Origin of the sequence: Paenactinomyces guangxiensis, from assembly GCF_016055185.1 — a bacterium.
GTDB classification, from domain to species: domain Bacteria; phylum Bacillota; class Bacilli; order Thermoactinomycetales; family Thermoactinomycetaceae; genus Paenactinomyces; species Paenactinomyces guangxiensis.
Window position 1 is genome coordinate 1 of sequence record NZ_JAECVR010000041.1, and the last position, 12,599, is coordinate 12,599.

At 46.5% G+C, this 12,599-nt stretch carries 13 protein-coding genes and 2 tRNA genes; 5 read left to right on the top strand and 10 right to left on the bottom strand.

The features are described 5' to 3' along the window. Positions 1-195: 195 nt before the first annotated feature. From I8U27_RS19830 to I8U27_RS19850, 5 genes are all read right to left on the bottom strand, one after another. Complete coding sequence (locus I8U27_RS19830; RefSeq protein ID WP_181754973.1) at positions 196-1,233, bottom strand: cytochrome d ubiquinol oxidase subunit II; 1,038 nt, start codon at positions 1,231-1,233, stop codon at positions 196-198. Positions 1,234-1,247: 14 nt separating this feature from the next. Then, positions 1,248-2,597 carry a cytochrome ubiquinol oxidase subunit I gene (locus tag I8U27_RS19835; RefSeq protein ID WP_181754975.1) on the bottom strand — a complete coding sequence of 450 codons (1,350 nt, stop codon included), beginning with the start codon at positions 2,595-2,597 and terminating at the stop codon, positions 1,248-1,250. A 138-nt stretch (positions 2,598-2,735) separates the two neighbouring features. Continuing rightward, positions 2,736-3,092, bottom strand: coding sequence for a VOC family protein (locus I8U27_RS19840; RefSeq protein WP_181754977.1), 357 nt, complete (start codon positions 3,090-3,092; stop codon positions 2,736-2,738). A gap of 11 nt (positions 3,093-3,103) precedes the next feature. Continuing rightward, entirely contained in the window at positions 3,104-4,141 is a 1,038-nt protein-coding gene (locus I8U27_RS19845) for an S-adenosylmethionine:tRNA ribosyltransferase-isomerase (protein ID WP_181754979.1), read from the bottom strand. Beyond that, complete coding sequence (locus tag I8U27_RS19850) at positions 4,141-4,872, bottom strand: SDR family NAD(P)-dependent oxidoreductase (protein WP_181754981.1); 732 nt, start codon at positions 4,870-4,872, stop codon at positions 4,141-4,143. Before I8U27_RS19850 ends, I8U27_RS19845 begins: the two co-directional genes overlap by 1 nt. Before the next feature lie 332 nt (positions 4,873-5,204). On the opposite strand from I8U27_RS19850, the gene I8U27_RS19855 reads away from it, so the two are divergent. From I8U27_RS19855 to I8U27_RS19870, 4 genes are all read left to right on the top strand, one after another. Then, positions 5,205-5,332 (top strand) — tRNA-OTHER (locus tag I8U27_RS19855). A gap of 72 nt (positions 5,333-5,404) precedes the next feature. Next, positions 5,405-5,544: transfer RNA gene (locus I8U27_RS19860), tRNA-OTHER, on the top strand. A 345-nt stretch (positions 5,545-5,889) separates the two neighbouring features. Further along, complete coding sequence (locus I8U27_RS19865; RefSeq protein WP_198065920.1) at positions 5,890-7,650, top strand: TROVE domain-containing protein; 1,761 nt, start codon at positions 5,890-5,892, stop codon at positions 7,648-7,650. 211 nt (positions 7,651-7,861) lie between these two features. Then, positions 7,862-9,079 carry a cytochrome P450 family protein gene (locus I8U27_RS19870; protein ID WP_181754983.1) on the top strand — a complete coding sequence of 406 codons (1,218 nt, stop codon included), beginning with the start codon at positions 7,862-7,864 and terminating at the stop codon, positions 9,077-9,079. Positions 9,080-9,146: 67 nt separating this feature from the next. Here the strand turns inward: I8U27_RS19870 and I8U27_RS19875 are convergent, their stop codons facing one another. The 5 genes from I8U27_RS19875 to I8U27_RS19895 all read right to left on the bottom strand — a co-directional run bounded on the left by I8U27_RS19875 (position 9,147) and on the right by I8U27_RS19895 (position 11,126). Continuing rightward, positions 9,147-9,968: an MBL fold metallo-hydrolase gene (locus tag I8U27_RS19875; RefSeq protein ID WP_181754985.1), complete on the bottom strand. Its 822-nt coding sequence runs from the start codon at positions 9,966-9,968 to the stop codon at positions 9,147-9,149. Positions 9,969-10,244: 276 nt separating this feature from the next. Beyond that, positions 10,245-10,382: a hypothetical protein gene (locus I8U27_RS19880; RefSeq protein WP_181754987.1), complete on the bottom strand. Its 138-nt coding sequence runs from the start codon at positions 10,380-10,382 to the stop codon at positions 10,245-10,247. 47 nt (positions 10,383-10,429) lie between these two features. Then, a complete protein-coding gene (locus tag I8U27_RS19885) occupies positions 10,430-10,681 on the bottom strand; it encodes a hypothetical protein (RefSeq protein ID WP_181754989.1) in 252 nt (83 codons plus the stop codon). After that, positions 10,678-10,815, bottom strand: coding sequence for a hypothetical protein (locus I8U27_RS19890; protein ID WP_181754991.1), 138 nt, complete (start codon positions 10,813-10,815; stop codon positions 10,678-10,680). Before I8U27_RS19890 ends, I8U27_RS19885 begins: the two co-directional genes overlap by 4 nt. Positions 10,816-10,946: 131 nt before the next feature. Further along, entirely contained in the window at positions 10,947-11,126 is a 180-nt protein-coding gene (locus tag I8U27_RS19895; protein WP_181754993.1) for a hypothetical protein, read from the bottom strand. A gap of 31 nt (positions 11,127-11,157) precedes the next feature. Here I8U27_RS19895 and I8U27_RS21205 point away from each other — a divergent pair, with 31 nt between their 5' ends. Next, positions 11,158-12,006, top strand: coding sequence for a tetratricopeptide repeat protein (locus I8U27_RS21205; RefSeq protein ID WP_181754995.1), 849 nt, complete (start codon positions 11,158-11,160; stop codon positions 12,004-12,006). The last annotated feature ends 593 nt before the right edge of the window (positions 12,007-12,599 follow it).

The window sequence follows — 12,599 nt, forward strand, 5'->3', positions numbered from 1 at the left end:
CCGGTGAATGCAACTTGACATACTTGACCAAGTGTGTCATTTGCTTTATTCCATATCTAATTTTCAAGGTGCGTTTGTTTCGTTTGCGTTCACCGCTCTCCGCGGCGACAAGAATTAATATAGCACAGGGTATAACATTTGCACAAGACTTTTTTTAAAAAAATATAAATCAATATTTATCCAAACAAAAACAACTTATTCCCGTTGCAGATACTTCTTGTCCTTAAGAAAAAGTCTCCAAAAGATAACAAACCCCGGCAATAAAATGGCCAGCCCAATGGTAAACACCCATAGCAAAGAATAAAAGGTATCCATATTTGTAAACGCATTGCTAACCGTTAAATCCGGAAAAACAATATATGGGAGATGAGCGATTCCGTAACCAAATGTCGCCAGTCCGTATTGAATGGCAACAGCGATGACGGCAACACGCGGTTTTCCCCTGCCTTTCTTTTGATCGGGCCACCACAATGCAGAATACCCGAGTAAAAAGGCGATGATTGAAAAAATAAACCAGCGAATTTGTTCACCAATATTATCCAGCAGCCATTTTGCTTCAGGCTCTAAAGCAAGCAAGGTAACCACTGCTGCAATCAGGGTAATCGGCCCGAACAGGATGGCATTTTTTCGATAGATATGATAGGTAGAATTTTCGCCGGCCTCCCGCGCATAATCAGCCAGAAACAGAGCCGACAAAAACAGTTCAGATGTTAATCCAAACAGCATGTACATATATACTGACGGACTGGTCAACCATTTATGAAATAATAAGGTCTCCCTTCCGCCAATCGATTGAATAAATCCCCCCTCTGTGATTGGCAGAGCGCTGATTAACAGGACAGGGACTAAAAAGCCGGTAATCCCGGAGATGAGGCGAAGTGTTCTCTCATATCCCTGAAGTGAATAGGCAAATACCATAAATGCACTTCGCAGTGAAATCAGCAGCAAAATAATACTGACGGGTACGAGTAAAACCGTTCCCAGCATAAAAGCCGCTTTTGGAAAAAAACCGACCACGGCCACCACAAATAAAACCAGGATCGTGTTGGTAATCTCCCACGTAGGTGAAAGAAACCGGTTGGCGATTTTACCAGCTTGCGTGTTTTTAGTCAAATAAATCATTGACCAAAAGCTGGCCCCGAAATCAATCGATCCGGCCATACTATAGATATATAAAAAAATCCAGACAACGAGAATCGCAATGGAAGGCTCCACAACAGAGGGTTGGTTCATCAGGCGCTCTCTCCTTATGAGTAGGCTGCAAAGCGGTCAAAGTCTTTCTTTAAAGGGTTCCGTTTAAAATACGATCTCAGGACAATAACAACCATCACACACAGCAACAGATACACAGAAGTAAACAGGACAAACAAAACTCCCAGATGTTCCGCCCGCGTGGCCGCTTCAACCGTTTTCTGGTAACCGTAAATCGTCCAGGGCTGACGGCCGCTGCAACTGAAAATCCATCCAAATTCAATCCCCAGCATGGACAGCGGTCCTGACAGAACAAGAGTCCAGAGCAACCAGGGCGGAAAAGGCTTTCCGCGTTTTCTGACATGATTCCACCAGTAATAGAGACCCGTTGCTGCGAGAAGCAGTAACAGCATCCCAATCCCAACCATTGTGTCAAACAAAACATGCGTATAAAAAGGAGGCCATGTTTCTTCCGGAAAGTCATATAATCCTTTCACTTCCGTGTCAAAACGGTTTCCGGCTAAAAAGCTTAAAAAATACGGAATCTCAACCGCAAACTTCAAATCATGTGTCTGCGGGTCAACCACTCCGCCAATCGCTAAAGGAGCATACCGCTGGGTTTTAAATAAACCTTCGGCTGCCGCCAATTTTTCCGGGCTGTATTGATGTAAATTTTGCGCCGCTCCGTGGCCGGACACAGCTGTTAATAAGGACATGAGAAAAGCAACGGTTAATGAGAGGAGAAGCGCTTTTTTGTGAAAAGAAGCTTCTTTTTTCCTTTCCCTTGCTTTGAGAAGCTTATAAGCGGCGACAGACACAACGGCAAAAGACCCTGTCATCAATGCGCTCACTACCACATGATAGGCAGCATCCCAAAAGCTGGGGTTAAAAAACGCTTTCCAGGGGGCCACATTGTAGACAGTTCCGTCAGGCCGCATATCAAAACCAGCTGGCGTATTCATCCACGAATTTGCCGAAGTGATCAGAACAGCTGAAGCCGCCGCGCCTATATGCACCAACAACACCGCCAGGACCCGCATCGATGGCCGTAAACGATCAGCGGCGTAAACATAGATGGACAGAGCAAGCGCCTCCAGGAAGAAGGCAAAAATCTCAATTTGAAAGGGTACAGAAATAACCTGGCCGACAATTTTCATAAACCCCGGCCACAATAACGATAATTGGACAGCGACAATCGTTCCGCTCGGGATGGCAACACCGAGCAAAATTGCCACCGTTTTGGTCCATCGTTTCGCCATGATGGCGTAATCATTATCGTTTTTCCACTTATGTATCACTTCACTGAGAAAAACCATTGCCGATAATCCAATCCCCAATGTGGCAAAAATAATATGAAAGGCAAGAGAAGTGCCGAAAAATGCCCGTGCCAAAGTAACTGTATCCATAACTGATCCTACTCCTTAAATCCGTCCCTGTACCAGTTGTTTTAGTTAGTTTGGTATAAGATTGGCATGCTTATGTAAAAACAATAAAAAAACTGAGTCCTTTCCTTTGAGCGAAAGAACCCAGTTTATTACATCCTTTTACTGATCCGGAAACTCGATAAGCTCAATTTCCTCTTGATCCGGGCCCTGAATAAACGCATTACGCCACCCGTTTTCCAAATGCGCCACAGGCTCTGTGATCTTCAGTCCCTGCTTTTTCATCTCCTCAATCGTTTTTTTTAAGTCCTTCACTTGAAAGGCCAGGTGAACTATGGAAAACCCGGATGAGCGGGGATAGTCCTCCACCAATTCAATCCTGAAATCATTCAGTTTTAAAAAAGCCAGCCTCTCTCCTCCTAAAATTTCCGTTCTCTCAACTAAAAAACCAAACCACTTTCGATAAAACTGAATCGATCTCTGTAAGTTCCTGACTTCAATCCCCACATGATGCAACACTTTTTTGCCCCCTAAATGATCAGGTGGATATCGCCAAATTCATGCCATAAGTATCGTTCTTGGATTGCTTCCCGGTACATCCCGGTTAACAGCGGCGGTGAAACAAAAGCGCTTAATAAGTCCAAATGGGATGCTTCCGGCTCATGAAAACCGGTCATGAGGCCGTCCGCAATTTTTAAGGAAGTATGTTCGTCAATGTGCAAACAGGTCCAACCTTGCTTCGCCAGGCAAGTCCCGTCCGACAAAGCCGCACTCTCCAAAGCTCTTACTACTGTTGTACCTACCGCAATAATCCGATGCCCCGCCTGTTTCGCCCTGTTAATCACTTGCGCCGTTTCTGGAGAAATCACGAATTGTTCACAGTTTTCCTCCGGTTTCATCTTAAAGCGATCATCCAGCAGGTAGCTGAGTCCGGTATGAAGGATGAGATAAGCGATCTGCACCCCTTTTTTCTGCAATTGGAGCAAAATCTCCCAGCTAAAAGCACGCCCCGCCGAGGGTAACTCAACCGAACCCGGCACACTGGCGTAGACTGTCTGGTAGTAATCCAAGTCCCAGGGCTGTTTAATATATTCATAGCGGACCGGCTCTCCCAGGGCATAAATCTGTTCATACAAATCGGAGCCCCGCAAGGAAAAGCGGAGACGAAGCAACGGGCTTTGTTCCCGGACCGCCACTACTGTTGCAAAGAGTGAAGGAGAAAAATGAAAACGATCCCCGGCCCGTACGCCTTCTGCAACCACCATTGCATCCCAGTTTTCTTCATCATAACGGTGGGCTAAACGAATCTCTGTCGCAGTTGACAGCACACTCTCTTCTCTCATCCAACTCGCCTGCAAAACAGCGGGAACCGTTCGGCTGGTGTTTAAAACAATCACATCACCCGGACGCAGATAACGGGCAAGCTGATAAAACCGGGTGTGAACCGTTTTGCCCGTTTGGCGGTCGGATATCATCAATCGGACATGGTCGCGGCGAATCCCCCGCCGTTCAGGCGGGGCGGAGGCATTCAACCCTTGCGGAAGGGTAAAGGTTACAGGTACAGCCATCAGCTTTCCCTCCCTTCCCGCGCAAAAGACTGGGCTTCAAAGCGCCGGCCGTTCACATGCCCGGATTGATCAGATGCCAGATAGAGAAATACCTCCACCACATCTTCTGGATCTGCCAGTTCATAATCGCAATCGGGTACCGCCAGTGCATGCATCTCCGTATCCATTTCACCGGGGTCCACCGCATTCACCCGCACACCGGTTCCGTCCACTTCATCTGCCCATGTCTGGGTTAATCCTTCCAGCGCAAATTTGGAGATTCCATAAGCGCCCCAACCGGCATAACCCACCCGTCCCGCTTCGGAAGTTACATTGATCACCGAACCTTTTCCCCTTGCCAGCATTCCGGCAATCACTCTTCTCGTCACCAGGAAGGGGTTAATCGTGTTGATACGCAACACTTCCATAAAATCTTCTTCAGGATAGTCAAGCAAATATGGAGCGGGACTGGGCCCGAAGACAGACGCATTGTTAATCAATACATCAATATGCCCGAAAGCAGCCTCCGTCGTCGCCACAAACCGTTCCACATCACGGGGATTGGCCATATCTCCCGTCATTGCGAGCACTTCCGCTCCTGATTGTTCCAGCTCTTTTTTCACTGCGGCCAATTTTTCCGCTCCACGGGCAACAATGGCCAGTTTCGCCCCGGATTTCGCAAAAGCAAGTGCCAGGGCTTTTCCTAATCCTTTGGATGCTCCTGTAATCATAACGACTCGATTTGCCAACATATCCATTCCTCCCCATCATCAATCATTTTTGACACTAATCATTTACCCTTTTATAAACTTTCTAAACATAAATGTATGTTAATTATTTTTTTAGGCGGAAAGCTTTCTACCTTACGTATTTTAAAAAATATAAAATATTGACATCATAAAAATATTTACGTACAATAGGAAATCCAGGGCCGAAGGGTTGAGGGTTATCGCCACCATTGAAAAAGCGTGGATTGGGTACACGGTCGGCGTGCATTGGATTCTTTGGAATCCTCTCGGGTTCGGGTCCCCCCACGGCGTACCACGCGTCCTCACCCACTCCTTGCCCTCTCTGATCCGGATGTGGACGGGTAGACTGAGTGGCCAGTCACCAGCTGTGTTCCCTTATCTGCTCACTTATCCTCAACGGGTCGAAGGATAGAGGGTTACCGTTCCAAGCTGGAAAGGCAAGGTTCGATTCCTGCCCTGTCCGCAGTCCACTTGAGGGCAAAGTTTGTCCGCTGTTTCTGTTTACAGGCGAAGGTGTCCCCTTCGTCATTCTGAGGGACAGATAGCTCAATGACAGAGCACCAGGCAGACTGATAAGTCCGTTTCCCTGGTCCGGTCACTTATCCTCACGGGTCGAAGGACATAGGGTTATCGTTTAAAACCTGGGGGTTGCAGGTTGGAGTCCTGCTCTGTCCCCTTTTTTCAAACACATGGGCGGGTAGCCGAGAAGGTCGGCACCCCTTTTTCATTACTTATCCAACCGGGTCGAAGAAAAAGGGTTATCGGGTTCGATTCCAGCTCGTCCGACAAAAAGAGGGCCGAAGGAGTAAGGGTTACCGGGCCGCTGGGTGAGGCCGGTTTAGCCGGGTGTTTGGGGTTCAAATCCCCCTCGGTCGAATTCCCTTGTCCGAGTACTCGCCCTCTTTTACATTTCTTGATCCATTTTTCTGCCAGCGAGAGGCTTCAGGTGGAAGCGCCAGGTAAGTGATCCTTTTTCCAAAACTCGCCTGCCGGGCCGAAGGTTGAAGGTTATCGAGGGACTTGGATGTCAAAAGACCAGCGGGTTCAAATCCCGCCTCGCTGAACGTGTTAAAGGCGAAGACCGGGGATTACCGTATGTCACCAGGCAGCTTTTCACAGGCGGATGCGATTCCCCGGTCGATTCCTTGCCCTTTGTTATTTGCCCTGTCAGGGCCGGAGGTGTTTGATATGTACAAATTTTTTACCAGCAAGTTTAAGTCTGCTCCCCAAACTGAACCGATCCCGGGAAAAAAGATGATTCAAGGCCGTTCAGGCGGATATATGTTTGAGGCCGGCACATGGGCAATGGTTCGCCGCTGCCTGATCACCGGAACGGCGAGTGGTTCCTTCTATGCCGGACGCAATGAATTAACAGAAGAGTTTGTGAACACCTTAAAAGGAGCGATTGAAGAAGATCCGATTAGAGCCGCCGGAGAGATCGTCTATGCTTCCGACGGCCGTTCTGTGAATAACAGTGCACCTTTGCTGGGTCTGGTCCTGCTTTCCATGGGAAGCAAAAAAGAAGCCAAAACATCATTTCTGGAAATCTTCCCACAAGTTGTCAGAACAGCGGCTCACTTTTATGAATGGCTATCCTACACCAAAGCACTGCGCGGATTTGGAAAAATCGTCCGCAAAGCCGGAACGGAATGGTTATCCAAAAATGATGTAAAAGGTCTGGCTTACCAGCTTCTCAAATATCAGCAACGCCACGGGTTCTCCAATCGCGACGTATTGCGCCTCTTTCACGTTCAGCCCCCGACGGTTGACCATCAACACCTGTTTCAATGGATTGTCAAAGGTTGGGACCGATTGCCTGAACAGCCACCGTCCGATTCCATGAAACAAATCTGGTGGTACGAGTGGCTTAAACGCAATCCGGACGGGACGCATCAAGCGATCCGGGAAGGACGTTTAACCCATGAAATGGCCACAGTTGGAATCATGGACAAAAAAGCGTGGCAACTGCTGTTTGAAGGTATGCCGATCACCGCCATGCTCCGCAATCTGGGGTCACTGACCGAGATCGGAGTGCTGCGCGCCGATGAAGCGGCCAATCTGGACCGGATTGAGTCTGTGTTAAACAACAAAGATTATTTGAAAAAAGGGCGCATCCATCCGATTGATGTGTTAAAAGCGCTCAAAACCTATCAATCAGGGGGACAATTCGGCAGAAGCAAGAAGACCTGGGAACCTGTTCCCCGCATTGTGGACATTCTCAATCAAGCGGTTGAGGTGTCCTTTGAGGTGCAGGAGCCGACCGGAAAGGTATTCATGCACGCGGTGGACGTTTCCGGTTCGATGAGTTGGGCTCAGGTGCCTTCGGTCGGCTTATCCTGCAGCGAGATTGCAACCACGATGGCACTGGTATCTGCGAAAGCAGAGAAGAATTACATGATTCGCGGATTCTCCACCGAGTTCCGGGATTTGGGTGTGACCGCCAAAGATAACTTCTCCTCCGCTCTGAAAAAGGCGAGCAACCAAACTTTCGGCGCTACGGATGCATCTGCTGCGTACGATTGGATGCTGCAAAAACGGTTCCATGCAGATATTGTTTGTTTCTGGACTGATTCTGAATCCTGGGCAGGCAGCAGGCATCCAAGCCAGGCACTGGCAGAGTATCGGAGAAAGATAAATCCCGGCATCAAGGCGATTTATGTCACACTGACCCCCTACAATATCACACTGGTTGACCCTGATGACCCGCTGTCCTATGACATGGGAGGTTTCGATCCCTCCATGCCCCGGTTGATACAAATGATTGCCGCTAACGAAATATGAAACAACGGCTCCTGCGGGAGCCTTTTTTTTGCCATTTTTTCACCGTTTGACTTCTGGGGATATGCCAGGAGTTTACTTGACATGGGGAAAAAGTATATCGGGTGATCCCTCTTCAATTAACTTTAAAGTTTCGGGAAAAAAGAAAGGATTAATGATAATTTAATGGAATTATATTATTCATAAAAATATTATCTGTCAAAGGAGAGGTAAAATGCCGGAATCCACTGATAAAGTATGGGAAATTAACCTTTTTTCCTCAGAATTTAAAGAAAATGCCTATCAGATTTATAAACAGCTCAGATTGAATGATCCGGTACACCGGATTACCATGCCCTCAGGCCATCATGGCTGGTTAATTACCAGGTATCAAGATGCCCTGGCTGTTTTGAAAGACGACCGGATTATCAAAAACCCGCGCAAAGTGCTCAATACGGATAAGCCGAACAGGGTGCTCGCTGAATCAGATCTGCTTACCAACCATATGTTAAGTTCAGATCCCCCTGACCATACCCGTTTGCGCAGTTTGGTACAAAAAGCCTTTACACCCAGAATGGTTGAAGGATTACGCGGCCGTATCGAAGAAATTGCCCATACCTTATTAAATGATGTTCAGGACAAGGGGAAAATGAATGTGATCGACGATTTTGCTTTTCCCCTGCCGATTATTGTCATTTGTGAGATGTTAGGAATCCCCGCTGAAGACCGTGATAAGTTCCGTGAGTGGTCCAATGCCATTATCTCCGCTACAAACCAACCGGATAAAATGAGGCAAATCCAACCTCAAGTTCAAGAGTTTATCGATTATCTGCACGATTTAATCACCAAACGCCGGCAAACACCCAGAGACGATCTCGTCAGCCGATTGGTCCATGCCGAGTCTGAGGGTGATCAGCTGACTGAAAAAGAACTGTTCGCCATGATATTTCTCCTGATCATTGCCGGACACGAAACCACGGTAAACCTGATCGGCAACGGGATTCTGGCATTGCTGGAACACCCTGCGCAAATGGAAAAGCTGAAACAACAGCCGGAGCTGATCCACTCCGCAGTGGAAGAAATGCTTCGCTACTACAGCCCGGTGGAAATCGCCACCAACCGCTGGGCAAGTGAAGATATCTTTCTGGGCGGTAAAAAGATTCCAAAAGGCGATATGGTTCTGGTCATGCTGGGTTCCGCCAACCGGGACCCGGAACAATTTGCAAACCCGGATCAACTGGATATCACGCGGGAGAACAACCGGCACATTGCTTTCGGCCTCGGCATCCATTATTGCCTCGGCGCCCCGCTGGCCAGACTGGAAGGGGAAATTGCCATTCAAACACTGCTGGCCCGCATGCCGGATATCCAACTGGCAGTCAATCCGGCAACCTTAAAATGGCGGCCCACCTTTTTGATGCGCGGTCTGGAAGAATTGCCGGTGACATTTTAACACTCCCACAGCAAAATCAAGGGCAACCGCTTCGACGGCTGCCCTTGATTGAACCGGAATAAGTGGTTTAGCATGCATGGCAACCCTCTTCTTCCAGGATCGAGTGAATCAAGTGGGCGGGTGACATCTCTCCCTGGGATAACAAACGGAGCAAATACTGGCGCGGTAATAATTTTCTCGTGATTTCGCCGGGGTCACAGCCTGCCTGTGCCAGCTGTACGGTTTCTTCCCTCAGCCACTCGAGATAATGAAGCTTTTTCTCAAATGCTTTCCTTCCGTTTTTCACCACTCCGGCGTGACCGCAGAAAATCACCTCTACCGGATAACTCAAAATCTTTTTGATTGATTCAATCATCTGTCGGACAGATTCATTTTTCATCCCGTAATTCAACCGGGTTGCCAAAAAAAGATCACCTGCAAATACCCATCCCTTGTCCTCTTCAACCAGACAGATATGGTCCTCGGAATGCCCTGGTGTTTCAACCACCCGAAAGCGGTGCCGTGGAGTTTCAATCCACCTGTCTACAATATTGCCGGTAACCGGCTCCGTTACATCCCCCCACGCCAAACGGCGATAAAAAGGAAGCGCCGATGTACTTAACAAACCGGCCGTTTTAGATGCCAAACAGACAGGTATTCCCCTCTCCCCGGCCAGTACCGCTGCATTTCCGGAATGATCTTCATGCCAATGGGTTAAAACCACTTGTTGCAGCTGTAATTGGGAGGCAAAATCCCTGATTTGCCTGCGGGCACATACAGGCCCTGTATCAATCATCAATCCGTCTACTACATAGGTACAAAAGAAAAAAGGAAATCCGAATAGTGAAAAGCTTCCCCGTAACGCATGAACCCCGTCAACTTCTCTGGTTTCTGTGGCTATCTTTCTCATCATATACTCCCCGCTCTTCTTGAGTGACTATTCATTCATAATTATACTATATATGATTCATCGCTAATGTGAGTTGATTCTTGTAAAGGAAAAGAAACTAATCAAGCAAGCCTTTCCTTTGCTCCTTTACCATTAGCAGGGAGAAGATTCAATATTCCCTTTCTTTTTTGAAATCATTTATACTTGTTAACAAGAAATATATTATGAGAGGATAACAGAATGGACCCTTTGATAAAACAACGTATGAATCCGTTTATTTTGGAGCAAATCGCACAGTCAGTTTAAATGTATTTCTAAGCTCGCGGGTGACTTCTTCGATTTTGTGCCGGGGATATCCGAGTTTGCGAGAACATAGACGAAGCTGCTGACTGCTTCGCTTTTCTTTATGTCATTTTGCGTTTCATTTTTCGCCATCCTCTTTTCCTCCTTCCGCCTGCCAGGGGGACAGCGGGCTGCATAAACTAGCCGAAAATATCAAAGACTTTGCCGCTGATATAGGTAATCCCCTGATCCAGTTCCACAGTGACACCATCCAACAGGTTGATTTGAACATCTTTTCCTTCCGGTGTCTTAAGGGTGACCGTCATGGGCTTTCGTTCTTTCGGGACATAGTTGACATAAGCCGTGATTTCTTTTTCTTGAAAACCAGGAAGAAGACATCTTTTTGATTCCAGTTGAACCCCGTACTGGGGCTGGGATTGGAGGTCGTTCATAAAGTGATAGATCTCTTTTGGATGCTAAACAGGGGAATAAAAGCCAAGTTTGCCATTCCATAAAACACAAATCCTGATACTTGACCTTTTGTGGCGGTGGCCGATTCATCTTCCGCCAAAGCCTTCTCCCCCATCCTTCAAGGACTCCTCTGTCCAAACTTGTTTCCGATCATGTTATAATCAGGTCAACGATTCTTTGTTTGAGCCATTTTTTGGCTCTTTTTTTATCTGCAAAAATCAAAATGCCTTTCCCGCAAACCATGTTTTACCTTCTTCGATCTGCATCTGCCTGCATCCGGTCAAACACCGGATCATGAATCTCCTCTCCCCGGTCTGTCACCATCCGAACAACCTGCATCAGACGATTGGGCCGATACTGAACAAAACATCGAATACAAATCTCTTCTGGCCCGTCTGTTTCCCCGATCACAACCTCTTTGTGCAACTGCTCCACTTGCGAATGTTGTTGCAGCGTAGTGGCAGCCAGCTATTACTATTTAGGAAGAATCTGCAACCATCTGAATCAACTGGAACAGTCATTGTCATACACAACCAAAGGGATTGAAGCCTTTAATCCAAGTGGAGAGCGCCTTCATTTTCAATATCATTTATGGATTAACAAGGTGAGTGTGCTTGAAAAACAAAACAGAGACAGCGAAGCATTAAACATTGTTGAAGAAATTTGGAATGATATTCACCTGGTTGATACCGCAGAAGCCAGGCTTAATTTGTATCAAATCAGGGTTGAATTATTGATCAAACTGCACAGATACGATGAAGCGATCGAAATTGCCCTTGACGGGTTAAGAGATAAAGCGAGAATTGATATGATGTATGATCGCTGTTTTGAACTCTGGTCATCTCTGGCGGAAGCGTATGCAAAAAAAGGACTGCTCTCCAATGCCGAGGCCTGCTTTCAAGCCGCATTGGAGTTAGAAGGCAACATTCAGAAAAAGTATTTAACGATAAAAACATATACCCAGTCAGGGTTGTTATACCTGGAACAAAATAAAATGGATCTTGCGCAAAGGACAATTGAGGAAGCCGTTCGCCGCGGAAAGAAATTTCACGATGATTACCGCCTTGTACAGGCGCTGATCGGATTGGGGCACTGCTATTTAAAACAATCAAAGGATTTAAAGGGGTTAAAGATCTTTGAAGAGGCACTGGAATTAAGCAAAAAACATTCCTTTAACCTCCCGATGTTTGACATTTTGCTGGAGATAACGGATATTTGTAAGAGAAACAATCTTCCCACTTATCAAAAGTATGTGGACGATTTTCAGCAGGCTGCTATACAATTGCGGAAAGTGGGGGCTGGTTGAGATGAAACACCAGGTATTAATCAAAAAACATAACCACAATGATCCTCCGGAAGGTTAATTTTGGTGTATTTATTTGTTGCCATTCATTTTGAGTTAATAAACCCAGTCTCCCATGATTCCAACCACTTTAAATTTCTTCATCCTCATCGTCCTTAAAAATTTCTTCAAACTCTTCATCAGTATAATCTCTATTACTAGGTAGATGGTAACGATGAGGAATCCCATTATGATCCAGTACATGATCAACAGCTGCGTCCTCATCAGAAACAACAAAAGTAATTTCATTATCACCTTCATATTCCTTCGGTGTTATATCCGCTACAACAAGCCATGCAGCTCCTCAAATTCGATAAAATTCACTATAAGAGGTTGTTGCATTAATCGTCATAAATAAATAGAAAAATCCGCCAATTTATGGTTAAAATGAAAGCGCTACCCATCATCAAAACCACGGAGGCGGATTTATTATGAGTTTAGCACGACTTTCACCAAGAAACATCCACTTTATCAAATTTTTCATTGTATTGATAATTTGATGATGCGTTTTGTGGATCGTTTGCCGCGACGCGGCAAACCCAAAAGATTTAGTGATG

Coding starts and splice junctions, on each gene's coding strand:
- I8U27_RS19830 (WP_181754973.1), bottom strand. CDS start 1,233: ATGAACCAACCCTCTGTTGTGGAGCCTTCCATTGCGATTCTCGTTGTC.
- I8U27_RS19835 (WP_181754975.1), bottom strand. CDS start 2,597: ATGGATACAGTTACTTTGGCACGGGCATTTTTCGGCACTTCTCTTGCC.
- I8U27_RS19845 (WP_181754979.1), bottom strand. CDS start 4,141: ATGGCTGTACCTGTAACCTTTACCCTTCCGCAAGGGTTGAATGCCTCC.
- I8U27_RS19850 (WP_181754981.1), bottom strand. CDS start 4,872: ATGTTGGCAAATCGAGTCGTTATGATTACAGGAGCATCCAAAGGATTA.
- I8U27_RS19870 (WP_181754983.1), top strand. CDS start 7,862: ATGCCGGAATCCACTGATAAAGTATGGGAAATTAACCTTTTTTCCTCA.
- I8U27_RS19875 (WP_181754985.1), bottom strand. CDS start 9,968: ATGAGAAAGATAGCCACAGAAACCAGAGAAGTTGACGGGGTTCATGCG.
- I8U27_RS19880 (WP_181754987.1), bottom strand. CDS start 10,382: ATGGCGAAAAATGAAACGCAAAATGACATAAAGAAAAGCGAAGCAGTC.
- I8U27_RS19885 (WP_181754989.1), bottom strand. CDS start 10,681: ATGAACGACCTCCAATCCCAGCCCCAGTACGGGGTTCAACTGGAATCA.
- I8U27_RS19890 (WP_181754991.1), bottom strand. CDS start 10,815: ATGGGGGAGAAGGCTTTGGCGGAAGATGAATCGGCCACCGCCACAAAA.